The organism is Mesorhizobium qingshengii, from assembly GCF_027563465.1.
Classification (GTDB): domain Bacteria; phylum Pseudomonadota; class Alphaproteobacteria; order Rhizobiales; family Rhizobiaceae; genus Mesorhizobium; species Mesorhizobium qingshengii_A.
The window spans coordinates 37,808-54,390 of the sequence record NZ_JAPFQA010000019.1; the positions used below are offsets into that span (position 1 = coordinate 37,808).

15 protein-coding genes are annotated in these 16,583 nt (G+C 61.3%); 11 read left to right on the forward strand and 4 right to left on the reverse strand.

Translation table 11 applies throughout. The annotated features are described in order from the left end of the window. Positions 1-45 precede the first annotated feature (45 nt). The 4 genes from OOJ09_RS27375 to OOJ09_RS27390 form a co-directional block, all read right to left on the reverse strand. Positions 46-273 carry a hypothetical protein gene (locus tag OOJ09_RS27375; RefSeq protein ID WP_269908183.1) on the reverse strand — a complete coding sequence of 76 codons (228 nt, stop codon included), beginning with the start codon at positions 271-273 and terminating at the stop codon, positions 46-48. 87 nt (positions 274-360) lie between these two features. Continuing rightward, positions 361-2,715, reverse strand: a complete 2,355-nt coding sequence (locus OOJ09_RS27380; protein ID WP_269908184.1) for a phosphoketolase — start codon at positions 2,713-2,715, stop codon at positions 361-363. 4 nt (positions 2,716-2,719) lie between these two features. Continuing rightward, positions 2,720-3,925, reverse strand: coding sequence for an acetate/propionate family kinase (locus tag OOJ09_RS27385; RefSeq protein ID WP_333474491.1), 1,206 nt, complete (start codon positions 3,923-3,925; stop codon positions 2,720-2,722). Continuing rightward, complete coding sequence (locus OOJ09_RS27390) at positions 3,922-5,187, reverse strand: hypothetical protein (protein WP_333474492.1); 1,266 nt, start codon at positions 5,185-5,187, stop codon at positions 3,922-3,924. The genes OOJ09_RS27385 and OOJ09_RS27390 overlap by 4 nt, the downstream gene beginning before the upstream one ends. A gap of 366 nt (positions 5,188-5,553) precedes the next feature. On the opposite strand from OOJ09_RS27390, the gene OOJ09_RS27395 reads away from it, so the two are divergent. The 11 genes from OOJ09_RS27395 (at position 5,554) to OOJ09_RS27445 (ending at position 16,562) form a co-directional block, all read left to right on the forward strand. Beyond that, a complete protein-coding gene (locus OOJ09_RS27395; protein ID WP_269908187.1) occupies positions 5,554-5,943 on the forward strand; it encodes a hypothetical protein in 390 nt (129 codons plus the stop codon). 169 nt (positions 5,944-6,112) lie between these two features. Next, complete coding sequence (locus OOJ09_RS27400; protein WP_269908188.1) at positions 6,113-6,730, forward strand: DUF305 domain-containing protein; 618 nt, start codon at positions 6,113-6,115, stop codon at positions 6,728-6,730. Positions 6,731-6,742: 12 nt separating this feature from the next. Next, the gene (locus OOJ09_RS27405; protein WP_269908189.1) at positions 6,743-7,021 is read left to right on the forward strand and encodes a DUF5676 family membrane protein; all 279 of its coding nucleotides are present in this window, start codon (positions 6,743-6,745) and stop codon (positions 7,019-7,021) included. 20 nt (positions 7,022-7,041) lie between these two features. After that, positions 7,042-7,530 (forward strand): hypothetical protein, encoded by a 489-nt coding sequence (locus OOJ09_RS27410; RefSeq protein WP_269908190.1) that lies wholly within the window; start codon positions 7,042-7,044, stop codon positions 7,528-7,530. A gap of 199 nt (positions 7,531-7,729) precedes the next feature. Beyond that, positions 7,730-9,160 (forward strand): multicopper oxidase family protein, encoded by a 1,431-nt coding sequence (locus tag OOJ09_RS27415; protein WP_269908191.1) that lies wholly within the window; start codon positions 7,730-7,732, stop codon positions 9,158-9,160. 77 nt (positions 9,161-9,237) lie between these two features. Then, the gene (locus OOJ09_RS27420; RefSeq protein ID WP_269908192.1) at positions 9,238-11,682 is read left to right on the forward strand and encodes a heavy metal translocating P-type ATPase; all 2,445 of its coding nucleotides are present in this window, start codon (positions 9,238-9,240) and stop codon (positions 11,680-11,682) included. Between the two features lie 109 nt (positions 11,683-11,791). Beyond that, positions 11,792-12,013: a hypothetical protein gene (locus OOJ09_RS27425; RefSeq protein ID WP_269908227.1), complete on the forward strand. Its 222-nt coding sequence runs from the start codon at positions 11,792-11,794 to the stop codon at positions 12,011-12,013. Between the two features lie 150 nt (positions 12,014-12,163). Continuing rightward, positions 12,164-13,549, forward strand: coding sequence for an MBL fold metallo-hydrolase RNA specificity domain-containing protein (locus tag OOJ09_RS27430; protein ID WP_269908193.1), 1,386 nt, complete (start codon positions 12,164-12,166; stop codon positions 13,547-13,549). Continuing rightward, positions 13,546-15,057, forward strand: coding sequence for a thymidine phosphorylase family protein (locus OOJ09_RS27435; protein WP_269908194.1), 1,512 nt, complete (start codon positions 13,546-13,548; stop codon positions 15,055-15,057). The genes OOJ09_RS27430 and OOJ09_RS27435 overlap by 4 nt, the downstream gene beginning before the upstream one ends. Further along, positions 15,054-15,959, forward strand: coding sequence for a ribose-phosphate diphosphokinase (locus OOJ09_RS27440; protein ID WP_269908195.1), 906 nt, complete (start codon positions 15,054-15,056; stop codon positions 15,957-15,959). The genes OOJ09_RS27435 and OOJ09_RS27440 overlap by 4 nt, the downstream gene beginning before the upstream one ends. 60 nt (positions 15,960-16,019) lie before the next feature. Continuing rightward, positions 16,020-16,562 (forward strand): Chromate resistance protein ChrB, encoded by a 543-nt coding sequence (locus tag OOJ09_RS27445; RefSeq protein WP_269908228.1) that lies wholly within the window; start codon positions 16,020-16,022, stop codon positions 16,560-16,562. The last annotated feature ends 21 nt before the right edge of the window (positions 16,563-16,583 follow it).

Consider the following 16,583-nt stretch of genomic DNA (forward strand, 5'->3'; position numbering starts at 1 on the left):
TAACTGGCATTGCATCGTGGCGCTCCTTCAATCGTGTCCGTCTCCTTAAACGAACAGTTGGGGCATATTGCGGCTGCTGCGCCACATGACGAGGGCAGGCCACAAACAGGGAAAGGTTCGTCCCGCAGCGCGTTGATGGCGGGCAAGGTTCAGATCCGGCAGAAAAGCGTCGGCTTCGGCGAGCTGGACCAGCGACGCCGCCAGCACGTCGCCGCGTCGCCAGAGATCGTCGGTGGAGAGCAGGGACGCATCGGCCCGCGACGCGACGATCACGATGCTGAAATTGTCATTAGTCCTAACTGCCTTGGTTGGGTCCGAGAAGGTAACGACCGTCAGCCAGATCGTCTGATAGGAGCCTCGCTAGGCACTCCATTTCCAATTCTGGATTTCGGGCATGTCTTCACCATGTTGCCTGATGTAGCGGGCATGATCGGCGAGCTTGTCGCGGATCTCTTGGCCAAACTGCTCCGCACGTGAGCCCAGGCGCGACGCCCGATCAACGGCATCCATGGCCAGATGAAACCTGTCGATCTCGTTGAGAACCGCCATATCGAACGGCGTAGTGGTGGTGCCCTCTTCCTTATAGCCGTGGACGTGAAAATTCTGATGGTTGGTGCGCCTATAGGTCAGCCGATGGATCAGTGTCGGATAGCCGTGATAGGCAAAGATCACGGGCTTGTCCCTGGTGAACATCTCGTCGAAAGCACCGTCGCTCAAACCATGGGGGTGTTGGTTTGGAGACTGCAATGCCATCAGGTCAACAACGTTGATGACGCGGATTTTTAGATCCGGGACATGCTGCCGAAGCAAGTCGACCGCGGCCAAGGTCTCGAGCGTTGGTACATCCCCGGCGCAAGCCATCACCACGTCGGGCTCGCCATCACTGGTGGCCCATTCCCATATGCTTGCGCCGACCGCACAATGAGCTGCTGCGGCGTCGATATCCAACCACTGTAGCTCTGGCGCCTTTCCCGCAACGATCACGTTGATATAGTTGCGGCTACGCAAGCAATGATCTGTGACCGAGAGCAGCGTATTGGCATCGGCCGGCAGATAGACCCGGATAATATCGGCTTTCTTGTTAGCGACATGGTCGATAAAACCGGGATCCTGATGGCTGAATCCATTGTGATCCTGCTGCCAAACGTGAGAGGTAAGCAGATAGGTCAACGATGCGATCGGGCGCCGCCAAGCGACCTTGCGCGAGACCTTCAACCATTTAGCATGTTGGTTGAACATCGAGTCGACAATGTGGATAAAGGCCTCATAACAGGAAAAAAATCCGTGGCGGCCGGTGAGCAGGTATCCCTCCAGCCAGCCTTGGCAAAGATGCTCGCTCAGGACTTCCATCACGCGGCCGTCCGGCGCGATTTGGGTGTCGTCCTCGATGAGCTCGCCAGCGAAAGCCCGGTCGGTGACTTCGAACAGCGCGGAGAGACGGTTCGATTCGGTTTCATCCGGACCGAAGACGCGGAAGTTGTGCCCAGCCATATTGAGCTTCATCACGTCCCGCAGAAAGGTGCCTGCAATTCGGGTGGCTTGACCGACAACCGTGCCCGGAGCAGGCACATCGACGGCATAATCGCGGAAATCGGGCAGCTCCAGTTCGCGCAAAAGCAATCCGCCATTGGCGTGCGGATTCGCTCCCATCCGGCGAGCACCTTTGGGCGCCAGTTCCCTCAACTCAGTAACAAGCCTGCCCGTTTCATCGAACAGTTCTTTCGGCCGATAGCTCCGCATCCAAGTCTCCAGTACCGCGAGATGGCTGGGATCGCCAGCAAGATTGGCCAGCGGAACCTGGTGTGAGCGCCATGACCCTTCGGTCTTCTTGCCATCGACCTCCTTGGGTCCTGTCCATCCTTTGGGCGTCCGAAGCACGATCATCGGCCAAGCGGGCCTGCTGGTGAACCCGTTGGCCCGGGCGTCGGATTGGATCTGCCGGATTTCCCCGACGACCTGATCTAGCGTTCCGGCCATGAGCTGATGCAGCGTCTGCGGATCATCGCCTTCGACGAAGTATGGCTTGTATCCGTAGCCGCGAAACAGCGCCTCGAGTTCCTCGTGACCAATCCTAGCGAGGATTGTCGGACTCGCGATCTTGTAACCGTTGAGGTGCAGGATCGGCAGTACTGCGCCGTCGCGCGCCGGATTGAGAAACTTGTTTGAGTGCCAGCTCGTGGCCAAGGCGCCGGTTTCGGCTTCACCGTCGCCCACCACGCAGGCGACCAGAAGGTCCGGGTTGTCGAAAGCGGCACCGTAGGCGTGCATCAGCGAATAGCCGAGTTCACCACCCTCGTTGATCGAACCCGGCGTTTCAGCCGCGACATGGCTCGAAATGCCACCAGGAAAGGAAAACTGGGTGAAAAGCTTCTTCAGGCCGTCTTCGTCCTGGGAAATTGCCGGATAGAATTCGCTGTAAGTACCTTCGAGATAGGTATTGGCCACCACGCCCGGGCCGCCGTGCCCCGGTCCGGCGACATAAATCATGTCGAGGTCGAACTGCTTTATGATCCGGTTGAGATGGACATAGATAAAGTTCAGCCCCGGGGTCGTGCCCCAATGCCCAAGCAGCCGCGGCTTCACGTGCTCCAAGAGCAGCGGCTCCTTTAGCAATGGATTGTCGCGCAGGTAGATCTGGCCGACGGAAAGAAAGTTAGCTGCCCGCCAGTAGGCGTGCATCTTCCGGAGGAGTTCCGGCGAGAGTGGCTCGTTCATGCGTCTATTCCTTTGAGTGAGTGCGGTCCAAAATGCCACTGACCGCTTTGGCGATCATCATTTCTTCATCGGTGGCGATAACGCGAACGCAGACGCAGCCAGAGTCGGTTGAGATGACCGGCTCGCTGCCATCGTTCCGCGTCGCGTCGAGTTGGACGCCGAGGAAATCGAGATCGGCGCAAATGCGTGCACGTATGGCAGACGAATTCTCGCCAATGCCACCTGTGAAGACCAGCGTATCGAGCCCGCCGAGCGCGGTGGCAAATGACCCGATGCTCTTCTTGACCTGGTAGCAGAACAGATCAACGGCTTCGGATGCCCTGACATCACGGGTTTCGCGATCCAGGAGGTCGCGCAGATCAGAGCTCGTTTCGGAAACGCCAAGCAATCCCGCCTCGTGATTGACCATGCGATGAAATCGTTCGGCGCTCAGGCCTTCGGCTTGGGCGAAGAACAAGACCAGGCCCGGATCGAGATCGCCCGACCGTGTGCCCATCGGCACGCCGGCCGCAGGGGTGAATCCCATGGTTGTGTCGATGCATTTGCCGCCGCGCACCGCCGACAGACTGGCGCCATTGCCGAGGTGGGCCATGATCACGCGGCTAGAGGCCGCCTCTACGCCAGCGACACGCGTCAGTTCCTCGACGAGGAATGCATAGGAAAGACCGTGGAATCCGAGCCGCTCAACTCCCAACGCCTCGTAACGCCGCGGGATTGGCAGGATTTTCGCGACGCGCGGCATGTGTTGGTGAAACGCGGTGTCGAAGCATGCGGCCTGCAGCAAGGTCGGAGCGCGGCCGCTGAACAGCTCGATCATTGCGATCTCGGATGGCAGATGCTCCGGCGCGTAGGCGCTTATCCGCCGCAATTCGTCCATCAGTTCGCTTGTGATCGGTTGCGGTTCCTTGTAGCGCGCGCCGCCATTGACAATACGATGACCTACCGCCTTCAGCGAGGCCAATCCGACGCGCTCCTCGAGCCAGTCAAGCAGGTAGCCCGTTGCAGACCTGTGATCCAACGCGCCAACCGAGCGGATCTGATTTTCGCCACTGGCTAAATCTGTCAAGGTTATTGTGGCATCGCGCTCGCCGAGACGATCTATTTTGCCGCGCAGTTGGCGGATCGGAGCGTCCGCCACCGCGAATAATGCGAACTTGATGCTCGACGAGCCGCCATTGATCGTCAGCACCGATGATTCTTGCATGTTCATATGACCAGGACAGGAGCAAAACCGCCGCCGGGTGTGCGGAAATTTGTGGTCTGGCCCTGGTAGAGGCGCGCGGCCGCGAGCAGCACCTTGCCATCATATGTATAAAGCCGCACGTCCATTTTGCGCGGTGAGAGTGCACCATCGATCTCGATCATACGCTGCCCGGGTGCGGCAAATGCCTGGGCGACATAGCCACCACGGGCGATCTCGGCCCACATCCCTTTCGTCACCTTGTCGCCTCGATAGACCGCTTTGCTGCCGTGGCCCGAGAGCGGTTTGAAGAACATGTCCTTGCGGGACTGCCAGGCGGCATCCGAATTGTCGGGCGTGACCAGCGTAGTCCGCGGAATGCCGGCGAGCCGCGAGCGCATGTCCGGAGGAAGGCCGAATGCTTCCAGCGCCGCCGGATCGGACAGCAAGGTCAGATTGCGCTTGCTGGCAAGGAGCGCGTGGTTGTGCGGATTGGGAGTGAGCACCACGGCGCCGTCCTGATAAGCCGCTCTGAGCGCGGCATGTTCCGGGCGGTCAAGTGTGAAATCCACCAGGCGATTGTAAACGAGGTCGATCTGCTGTCCGCCGAGCCGAAGCCTGCCGCCATCATATTTCAGCTCACTCGCGTCCCCGATCATCGCCTCCACGCCGTGCTTCAGAAATAGCTGCCGGGCCAGCACGAATTCAGGATAGAGATACTGCTCCCTAGGCTGATCATCGACGATCGCAATCGTTCGCGGCGAGCCGGCTCCGCGCTGACGGCGCCATTCATTCTCGAACATCGCAATGACACTGGTTTCGAAGTGATCGTCCCTGGCGCCGATCAACGCCTGATCGACTTCGGAGCAGCAGGCCTTCTGTGCTCTGGCCAATAAGGCATTGAGGAAAGCCCCGCCGGCGTTGGTGTTGACCTCGATCAGCTTGGGATCCTGATCGTCGAGATGGAAGTCGTAGCCCATCAGAGCGCCGACGGGTCCAAAATCCCTTTGCGCGATTTCGGGAGCCCAGGAGAGGACCGTTTCGCGGTAAGCTGGCAACTTTGCTGTCGCCTCGATGGCGACGACGATTCTCTGCATCTCGTCGAGGGCGGACGCGGCGAGGAAGACCGGCACATTGGAAAACAAATGCGGCCGCGACGCCATGAAAGCTTCGCAGAAACCAGCGTCGCCGGCTTCGTGATCCAGTGCCGCCCGAAGCTCCGCTCGGTCGAGCGTGATGCAGAAGCATTTGCGGTTGAGCCGCGCCGATAAGGACGGGGTGATTTCCGCCACGCCGGGGACTGTTAGCATGTCAGTATCTCCTCGCTGCCGGCGGCTGCGGTTTCCTGCCAGTAAACCTGGCCGAGACCCGATCAGCCTATCGACGGGACCCAGTGCGAGGGGCTCATATGAGCACCCAGATGCCCGTGGTCGTGGAGACAGGCGATAAGGTCTTGGCGCCGAATTCTATCCTGACGGTACCCTCGGTGGAACGCGGCACTACCGGCATTTGCCTCAACTCCTGCTTAGGTCACCCAACGTTATCGGCAAAGGCCTTTGATCCGCGTCCGATGAGACTTGGCCACTTAAGAAGTTCCACCGGCTCGCGGCATTGATTTGCGTCAAAGTGGCGACGCGCAACTGGGCTATACTGAATCTATGAAAATCGCGATGGCTCAGCTTCGATTACTGCTCGCCGTGATCCTGCTGATCGCGGGCGGGGCTATTGCTGGTTTTGCCGAGCAGGCTCTTGGAATGGGTGCTGACGTTACTGCTAACGTTGCAACGCGCTCGACGAGCGCCTCACACAAGGTGATGGGTCACGTCGCGTCCGCAGACCGGGACAACCATCGCCCCCCATGTGATGGCTGCCTGGATTGCGTGCACTCGACCGGATCGGGCTGTTGTGCCGCAAGCATTTCCGCCACCGGCGAATGCAGGGTTCTCCATGACGCGCCGGATGCCGTCCGGTTCATGGCAGGCAAGGCGTTCTTGGCAACGGGCGTCGATCCAGAGGCCCTCCTGCGACCTCCCCAGATCTTCGCCTGATATCGCGCCGTCGCTGTCCTTGGGACTGTTGAACCCTGCGGCGCCCTTCAAGGCCCGACAGCGCGCGAGCGATCCACCAAAACCAAACCGGTACCGGCGCTCCCGCTGCCCTGCGCACCCAATTCCAGATTTCGCCTATCCGTTTCACATCAACGATAAGGAAACAGTCATGAAAGCCCATCTTCGATTGATCACGCTTGCCGCATTCACAACCCTGTCGAGCGCGGCCCTTGCCCAGACGGATCCGCACCATCCGGCGGCTGACGTACCACAATCCACGACAGCGGCCCCCGCCGCGGAGGCGATGCCCGGTAATTTGCCCGAGCAGTGCACAACGATGATGTCAATGATGCAGAAAATGATGCCCATGATGGAGAAAATGGCTCCCATGATGCAGCAGATGATGCCGATGATGCAGCAGATGATGCAAGGCGGCACGACGCAGAGCGGCGGCATGATGCAAGGCGGACAGGGCGGCGGAATGCAAGGCGGCATGGCGAACGGCATGCCGATGAACACTGACAACATGCCGGAGGCGTCCAGGAATTACATGGAGGCCATGAAGCGAATGGACGGGCCGATGATGCAGGGCATCCAGGCCGGCGATCCCGATGTCGCTTTCGTCCAGGCGATGATCCCGCACCATCAAGGAGCCATCGACATGGCCCGTGCGGTCCTGCAATTTGGCAAGGATGATCAGGTCAAGGGCTGGGCCAATCAGATCATCACGGCTCAGCAGGCCGAGATCGCCGCAATGCAGGAATGGCTCAAGCAACACGCGAAATGACAGGAGGAAGCCATGAACAAACTCAGCGTTCTGTCCGTCGGCATTGCGCTTGGCGTGACGCTGGCCCTGATGAGCATGCTCTGTGCTCTGGCCTTCGCCATCTGGCCGGACGCAACGCTCGATTTCTTCGGAGCCTTCACGCATGGGCTCGACCTCAGCGCGGTCAAATCGACGGCGCCGATGAGCCCTGGCCGGATTGTCTACGGCGTTCTCGGCATTGGTGTCGTCGGCCTCGTGGCGGGTGTCGTGTACGCCTCGATCTACAATGTTGTCGCAACCGGTAGCCGGTAGGGCAAGGCGAGGAACCGCTTGTGAAAGCTGCAGCCAATCCATGGACGATGTCGTCTGCAATTCTTGCCCTGGCGGGAATGATCATCGCCGGGATCGGACTGTATTTCATCGTTCTCCGGCCGCCACTGCTGCCCGAGGATATCCGCTATATGCGCCTGTCGGCCGCCGAGCTCGAAGCCATCGGTCCGCGTCTTGCTATGTGGCTCACATACGTCTTCAGGGTGCTCGGTGGCTATGCATTCGCCACCGGCGTTCTCCTGATTGCGCTAGCACTCACCGCGTTCCGCGCGCGCCACCCAATCGCGCTGGCAGGCGCTCTGGTCGGAGGAGCGTCATCCATCGGACTGATGTCAGTGGTCAATTTCACGATTGGCTCCGATTTCAGGTGGCCCCTGTTTGCCTGCGCGCTGGTCTGGGCCCTGAGCTTCGTCGCGTACGGCTTCGAAGCCTCCGCATCGACCGCCGTGCCCGAGCAACGACAATCTCTAACGAAGAGAAGCAGCCAATGACCCCAACGCGCACCGCATGTCCGTACGCCCGACCTGCCCAACCAGAGCCGGAGGTCGAGGCCGGATCGGGCGGAAATTTCGAAGACCGGCTTGGTCACGATTGGCTTCCAACGCGCGGCAAGCCGCGAACGTGCGTTTGTTACACCCTAACCCGGGCCGAATGTTTCGAGACCGAGAGTTCAAACCGAAGGAGATGATGATGAAGCGCCGAGATTTCTTGAAAGGTGCGTTAGCCGGTGCGGCAGGTCTTGCGGCGCCAGCGTTCTCGTTCAGGCCGGCTTTCGCCGGTCAGTCAGGCGCCCAGCCGCTTGGCATCTCACGCCGCACTATCGAGGTGAACGGCAAAGCTGCCAGCGTCTTCGGCCTGCGAAGGGCCGACGGCGCGCCTGGCCTGCGCTTGCGGGCGGGCGAAGCCTTCAACGTGCTGCTTCGAAACGAGACAGCCGAGCCAACGATCATACACTGGCACGGGTTGACGCCGCCGTGGCCGAGCGACGGCGTCGCCGACGCGCCACTGCCGCTCATCGGCGCTAGAGCCGATCGCAGTTTCGATTTTCCGGTCGGCGGGCCCGGCACTTTCTGGATGCACGCGCATACCTTGCAGGAGCAATTGCTGCTCGCCGCTCCGCTCATTGTCGCCGATCCCGCCGATGACGCAAAGGACGAGCAGGAGGTTGTCATCCTGCTCCACGATTTCTCGTTCTCGTCGCCGGAAGAGCTGCTGGCCGGGTTGCAGAGCAAGAACACCGGCGGCTCCATGCCGATGGGCGGGATGGATATGTCGGGAGCGAAGACCGACGCCATGGCAGGGACGAAAAATGGCGGCATGGCGACCGATATCAACGATATCGACTATGACGCCTATCTGGCCAACGACCGGTCCCTGAACGACCCCGAGATCGTCCCGGTCGAACGGGGTGGACGTGTGCGGGTGCGGATCATCAACGGCGCCACGGCGACGGCGTTCACGATCGACTTTGGCGCGCTTGAAGGCGAACTGATTGCGGTCGACGGTCAGCCTGTCGAACCGGTCAGGGGTCGGCGGTTTCCGATGACAATGGGGCAGCGCATCGACGTGCGCCTGCAGTTGCCGCGCGACGTCAGCTCCTCCTTTCCGATCCTGGCGCTGCGCGAGGGAAGCAAGGAACGCACCGGAATTGTCCTGCGTCCGGCCGGCGCAGCGGTGGCCAAGCTCGGGACGGCGGCGGATGCCGACGCTCCAGTTCTCGACCTGGCGCTCGAGGCACAACTTCGGGCAATCGCGCCACTTGCATCGCGCCCTGCCGACAAGACGTTCGACATGGCGCTAACGGGCGACATGGCCGCCTACCGCTGGGGCTTGCAGACCAACCCACCGCTCGTCGTCGATCCGGGCGACCGGGTGGAAGTGACGCTGCGCAACACCAGCATGATGGCCCATCCAATGCACCTGCACGGCCATCATTTCCAGGTGGTCGCGATTGATGGACAGCGCTTTGCGGGAGCGGTGAGGGATACGGTCCTGCTGCCCCCTAATCGCTCCGTGACGATCGCTGTCGACGCCGTCAATCCCGGAAAATGGGCGTTCCACTGTCACCATCTCTACCACATGGCGACCGGCATGATGTCGACCTTTGCCTATCGGGTTTAGGATATTCCGCGGGCCGCAACGATCCGGGGCCTGCATAACAACGATGGCAATGCAGCAGGAAGCATAGGAGACCGTTGATGAAAAAGGTCAATCTGGAAGTGCGCGGCCTTGTCGGCATAATGGATTTCGCAGCGGTCGAAATGCATCTCGCGGCTTTGCCGGGTGTCGCCGGTGTCGCGATGAACGCGGGGTCGACAACCGCGAGCGTCGAATTCGACGAGGGGCGGACGAGCCCGGAGATCCTCGCCAGCGAAATTGAGGCCTGCGGCTTCCATTGCCGTGGCGAGGTCGTGCCGCGGCATGTGTGCATTCCCGACAGCACGACGATACCGCCGGGGCATCCGCGCGCGACCTCCGGGCACGATTACGCCCAGCACGATCATAGGGGGCACGATCATGGGGGGCACGCCGCCATGATCGAGCCGGCTCCGGCGGGCAAGAGCACGGCTGCAGCCAAGGCGCCGCACGACGCCATGGCCCATGAGATGGGACACGGCGCCGGCATGGACATGCAGGGCATGGTCAAGGACATGCGCAATCGTTTCCTCGTCAGCCTGGTTTTCACGCTGCCGATTTTCGCCATGGAGCCGATGGGCCTGGGCGAGCCGTGGCTGCGCCCGCCTTTCGGACTGAGTGAAGACCTTGCAATGTTTTTCCTCGCCAGCGCCGCGATCCTCTACCCGGTCTGGCCATTCCTGGTCGCCGCCTGGCGGGCCTTGCGCAACGGCGTCCTCAACATGGCCGTGCTGGTGGTGCTGAGCGTTGGCACCGGCTACCTGTTCAGCGTTGGCGCGACCTTCTTCTTCGAGGGGCAGCAATTCTACGAGGCGGCGAGCGTGCTGCTCGTGTTCATCCTGCTCGGCCATTGGCTGGAGATGCGCGCCCGTGCGGGGGCGTCGGCCGCGATCAGGGCCCTGCTCAACCTAGCACCGCCCAGGGCCTCCGTTTTCCGCGATGGCAAGGAGGTCGAGGTTGCAACCGCCGACGTCGTGCTCGGCGACATTGTGGTCCTGCGGCCCGGCAACAAGCTACCCGTCGACGGCGAGGTGATCGAAGGCACGTCGACGATCGATGAATCGATGCTGACCGGCGAGTCGATGCCGGTGACCAAGAAGGTCGGCGACAAGGTCATCGGGGCGACGATCAACAAGAGCGGCTCGCTGCGCTACCGCTCTACCAAGGTGGGTGCCGACACTGCGCTTGCCCAGATCGTCAAGCTCGTCCAGGAGGCCCAGAACTCGAAGGCGCCGGCCCAACTGCTCGCCGATCGCGCTTCGCAATGGCTGGTGCTTGCCGCGATCCTCATCGGGCTTGCGACCTTCGCCGTCTGGTTCTGGTGGCTCGGCCAGCCTCTGCTGTTCGCGATGACCTTGACCATAACCGTCTTCGTCATCGCTTGTCCCGATGCGCTCGGCCTCGCTACGCCGATGGCTGTCATGGTCGGCACCGGCCTTGGCGCTTCAAACGGGATCCTGTTCAAGAATGCCGCCGCTCTCGAGGAGGCGACCAAGCTCAACGTGATCGTCTTCGACAAGACCGGCACGCTCACGATGGGGCAACCCAAGGTCGTCGAAATCGTCTCCGCTGCCGGCGTTTCCCCCGACGAGGTCCTACAAGTCGCGGCCGCCGTGGATCAGGGCTCGGACCATCCGCTCGCCGTCGCCATCGTCGAGCGAGCCAAAGACCTGAAGCTTCCCAAAGTGTCGGACTTTCTGAATATCGAAGGCGAAGGCGCCACAGCCGCGATCGCCGGAGCGCCGGTTTTCCTTGGCAACCGGCGCCTCATGGACGAGCAGAAGATCGATCTTCTGGCGCTCGGTGACAAGGCCGAAACGCTCAAGGGCGAAGGCCGCACCGTCATCCATGTGGCACGCTCTGGCAAGCTGCTCGGGCTGATCGCTATCGCCGATACGCCGCGCCCGACAGCCATCGCAACGATCGCCAAACTGCACGACCAGGGTGTTCGCGTGGCCATGCTCACGGGCGACAATGCCGGCACCGCCAAGCGCATCGCCGACGAACTCGGCATCGACATCGTCCTGGCCGATGTCTTGCCAGGGCAGAAGGCCGAGAAAATCAAGGAACTGCAAGGCCAAGGCCTGAAGGTCGGCATGGTTGGCGACGGCGTCAACGACGCGCCAGCCCTGACGCAAGCCGACGTCGGATTTGCGATCGGTGCGGGCACCGACGTCGCCATTGAAAGCGCCGACATCGTGCTGATGAAGAGCGATCCCTACGACGTGGTCGGTGCGATGACGCTCTCGCGCGCCACGCTACGCAAGATGCACCAGAACCTGTGGTGGGCGGTCGGCTACAATCTCATCGCCTTCCCGATCGCGGCAGGCGTATTCTACCCATTCCTGCTGAGCCCCGAGATTGCAGCGCTGGCAATGTCGGGCAGTTCGGCTCTCGTGGCCGTCAACGCCCTGCTGCTGAAGCGAACCAGGCTCGCGGGCATCCGGCCCGCCGGGTCGATGACCGAAGGTGTTGCTCACGAGCATCCGACTGGCGCCCCGGCATGAGCGTATCCACGAAAGGCCCCCTGCCCGCATCGCGGTGGTTCCTGGGCGCACTTCCGGCTTCGGCCTTGGTCGTTGCGTGCGGCTATGAGATCTGGGGCGGTTGTCGGATTTGATCGGACGCAGGCCCATCCTTGTCATCGGTCTGATCGGCTTTGCCGTCACCTTGGCGGCTTTGGCGCTCGTGCCGAGTTTGCCCGTGCTTTATGTCGGGCGGATCTTGAATGGCGGCCTCGCTGCTGGAGAGGTTTTGACTTCGGCAGCGCGGGTTCCTCCTCTGCGCAAGTCGTCCCGCTGCCTCTCGCGGCCGCCCTGGTTCTGGCCACTGCTGTAGGTAACGGGACTGCTCTTCCTGGAGGTCGATCAACCAGCCGCTTCACGCCACCGCGGCCGGTGCTTGAGACGGCTGGGCCTCGCGCCGTTTACGGGAGTGGTATTGCCGAATGAGCATTCTCGGACTTTTGCCCGCTATTTGGAGAGCTACGTGAAATCACATTCCTCACCGTCGCTTCAATTTCTCGGGGCCGCAGGAACAGTTACCGGATCGCGGTACCTGCTTGAAACGGATGGTCACCGCGTCCTCATCGACTGCGGTCTTTTTCAGGGCTACAAGCAGCTGCGTGATCGCAATCGCGCGGCATTCCCGGTGCCGCCCGAAACCATCGGCACGGTGTTGCTCACTCATGCGCATCTCGACCATTCGGGCTATATTCCCGCGTTGGTGCGCGATGGCTTTCGCGGCAAAATCATATGCACTCCCGCCACCGCCGAGTTGTGTTCACTGCTACTGCCCGACAGCGGCCACCTTCAGGAAGAAGAGGCAAGGTACGCGAAGGAGCGAGGCTATTCCAAGCATGCCAACCCTGCGCCGCTCTACACTCTCGAAGATGCGAGGGCTTCGCTGGAACATATCGAGACTCGGGATTTCGATAGCGAATTCGAAGTCCGGCCCGGCGTTCGAGCCCGTTTCATCCACGCTGGGCATCTTCTTGGCGCCGCGCAGATAAGCTTGAAATTGGCCGGCATGACTCTGCATTTCAGCGGCGATCTCGGGCGCCCGCAAGACCCACTGATGCGGCCACCCCAACCGCTGCTTGAAGCCGACATACTCGTGTGCGAGTCCACCTATGGCAACCGCAGACATCCGCGACTTGATGCCCAGGCGGAACTCGCTCCGGTGATCCGGCGTGTCGCAGCGCGAGGCGGTGTGATCGTCATCCCGGCGTTCGCCGTCGGCCGCGCCCAAGGCATCATGCTGCACATTGCTCGCCTAAGTCAGCGTGGCGAGATCCCAACCATGCCCGTCTTCCTCAACAGCCCGATGGCTGTCGACGCCACGGAAATCTACCACCGTTTCCATGACGAGCATCACGTCAGCGTCGATGAATGCCGGGCCATGTACTCGATCGCGACACTGGTGCGTTCTGTCGAAGAATCCAAAGCCCTGAACCACAGGCGCGGGCCCATGATAATCATATCGGCAAGTGGTATGCTCACGGGAGGACGGGTGCTGCACCATCTTCAGGCGTTCGGATCAGATGCGCGCAATGCGATTCTGCTTTCCGGTTATCAGGCTGGAGGCACGCGAGGTGCGGCTCTTGCAGCCGGCGCCGATCACTTGCGGATGTTTGGACACGACATCCCAATCCGTGCCGAAGTCGTTCAGCTTGAGAGCTTTTCCGGTCATGCGGACGCCGACGAAATTCTTGAGTGGATGCGGCATGCTCGCCGCGCACCCAGGATGACGTACCTCACGCACGGCGAACCGGACGCCGCGGATACGCTGCGTGGCCGCATCAATCGCGAACTGCAGTGGCAGGCCCGTGTCCCCGAGCATCTAGAAGAGATTAGCTTGGAGGACCCGGCATGAACAGCGCTCACAGCCGGTTGCGCCTCGTCCGAGCGGGTATCGACACCTATCAGCAACCCGTCGTCTACATGCATCGCGACTGCCATGTCTGCCGGTCGGAGGGCTTTACGGCACTCACCCGGGTTCTGGCGCGTAGCGGCGACCGCGAGGTGGTCGCCACACTCAACGTCGTTGTCGATGACCACCTTGAACTGGATGTGGCTGCATTGTCCGAGTCCGCCTGGACGGCGCTCTGGCCAGGCCCTGAAGCATGGGGCGTATTCAGTCACCCAGAGCCGCCCGCTTCGGCACCGGCGCTGCGGGCGAAGGTCTTCGGCCAGCGGCTCGGGGAGACGGACTTCCTCGCCCTGATGCGCGACACCGTCAGCAACCGCCTGTCGGACATTGAACTGACGGCATTCGTCACGGCCTGCGCCGGCGAGCGGCTCGACAAAGAAGAGACGGTTGCTCTCACAAAGGCAATGTTGGCGGTCGGAGAGCGCATTGATTGGGGCAGCGGCGCGGTGTTGGACAAGCATTGCGTCGGCGGCCTTCCGGGAAATCGCACCACGCCGATTATCGTCGCGATCGTTGCCGCCGCCGGCTACCGGATTCCCAAGACTTCCTCACGTGCCATCACATCTCCCGCGGGCACCGCCGACGCCATGGAGGTCATGGCGCCGGTGGCGCTGGACCTCGAGGCCATGCGACGGGTGGTCGAGCGCGAAGGAGGCTGCATAGTCTGGGGCGGAAAAGTCCGGCTCAGCCCAGCCGACGACATTCTGATCCGCATCGAGCGTCCACTCGACTTCGACAGCGACGGACAGTTGGTCGCAAGTGTGCTTTCGAAGAAGGTCGCCGCCGGCTCGACACACGTGCTGATCGACATTCCGATCGGACCGACTGCCAAGGTGCGTTCTTCCTCAGCCGCCGCGTTGCTTGAGGCAAGGCTCCTGGCGACAGCTCAGGCTCTCGGACTTAACCTGTCGGTGCTGCGCACCGATGGCTTCCAACCGGTTGGATACGGCATCGGCCCGGCCCTTGAAGCCCGCGACGTGCTGAGCGTCCTGCGCAATGACGCGGCGGCCCCCCGCGATCTCCGCGGCCGTGCGCTCGACCTTGCTGGCGCCTTGCTCGATGCCGCACCCGGGGCGGAACCAGGAAAAGGCCGGGCCATTGCATCCACATTGCTCGACAACGGCGCCGCTCTCCGGAAGTTTATGGCGATCTGTGAGGCACAGGGCGGCTTTACCGAGCCAGGAATAGCTCCCCACATCCGTCCGGTTTTCGCCAACCGAACCGGCCAGATAGGTCAGATCGACAACCGTCGGCTCGCAAAGGTCGCCAAGCTTGCCGGCGCTCCCGGCAGCGCTATTGCTGGAATTGATTCCCGCCTTCGCATCGGCGACGGTATCAAGATCGGCGAGCCGCTTTTTGAAGTCCACGCCCGGTCGCCAGGAGAGCTGGAATACGCATTTGAATATGCTTCGGCTCATCCGGACATATTCGAAATCGGGGTCGGACAATGACCCGCATGCTGCTTCCTTTCCCGTTGCAGCGAACCCTGGCTGCCGCGATAGCCCCTTTGCTGGGCGCGCGAACCGGCCGGCTGGACTGGCGCCACTTTCCGGATGGCGAATCCCTGGTCGCGATCGAACAGGATTTGCGCGGCTTTGATGTCGCGCTCGTTGCCAGTTTGCGCAATCCCGATGCACTTGCCCTGCCGCTGCGGTTCGCCGCCGCGACAGCGCGCGAGTTCGGCGCTCGCTCCGTTGGCCTCATAGCGCCTTATCTGGCCTACATGCGCCAGGATAAGCGGTTCAATCCCGGCGAAGCGGTAAGCGCGCCAGTGTTCGCACGTTTCCTGGCGGAAAGTTTCGATTGGCTGGTGACGGCAGATCCCCATTTGCACAGGAATCCCAAGCTTTCCGAGCTGTTTCGGATCCCGGCCCATGCGGTGGCCACGGCTTCCCTTATCGCAGAATGGATTCGTGACAACATCCCCAACGCCATCCTGATAGGTCCCGACAGTGAAAGCGACCAATGGGTATCCGAGATCGCCCACCGCGCTGGTGTTGCCTTTCAGATCTTGACGAAAATCCGACGAGGTGACCGCGACGTCGAGGTGAGCCTTCCTTCGATCGATGCGGCTCGCAGCCGAACCCCAATCATCGTTGATGACATCGTCTCGTCGGGAGGGACCATGCTTGAAACCCTGGATCACCTGAGGCAGCTTGGTCTGCCTCCCGTAGTCTGCATTGTCATTCATCCCGTGTTCGCTCAAAACGCCTACGCGCAGCTGTTGGCGGCCGGTGCCGAAAGGATCGTGAGCACGGACTCAATTCCGCATCCGTCGAATACGATTTCCATTGCCGGCTTGCTGGCTGAGGCCAGCGCCGAATTGTTCGGGAACGCCCTCTCTGCCCGGTAGTGATGAACAATGCCGCCCGTTTATATTGATTTGTAACGGTCGTTGCATTATTGCTGCTATATGACCGCTACAGCTTGGCTCTTGCTCACGTACAAAGTGCCCCCGGAACCGGCGACGAAGCGTATCGCGCTGTGGCGCCGGCTCAAGGGTATGGGTGCGATCTACCTGCAGAACGGCGTCTGCCTGCTGCCGAAGACTGACGATCATGTCCGTCGGCTGAAAATGCTGGAGAACGACGTTTCCGAGATGGGTGGAGAATCCGTCATCCTGGAGACCATCGCCCTCGATCGCGCTCAAGAGGACAAGGTGGTCGCCCGCTTCAAGGCGGATCGCGACGACCAGTACCGCGAGTTTCTCGGTCGGTGCGCTGATTTTGAGATCGAGATCGCCAAGGAGATCTCGATCAACAAGTTCACCTATGCCGAACTTGAAGAGGAAGACACCGATCTGAAGAAGCTCCAGGGCTGGCTGGAGAAGATCAAGAAGCTCGATTTCTACGGTGCATCACTCGCGGATGAAGCCGCCGAACGGCTACGGGCCTGCGAGGCTTTGCTCGACAGTTACGCTCAACGGGTCTTCGACGCTCACGATGAAAATCGGTGAGGTGAGCAGCTAGGATGACGG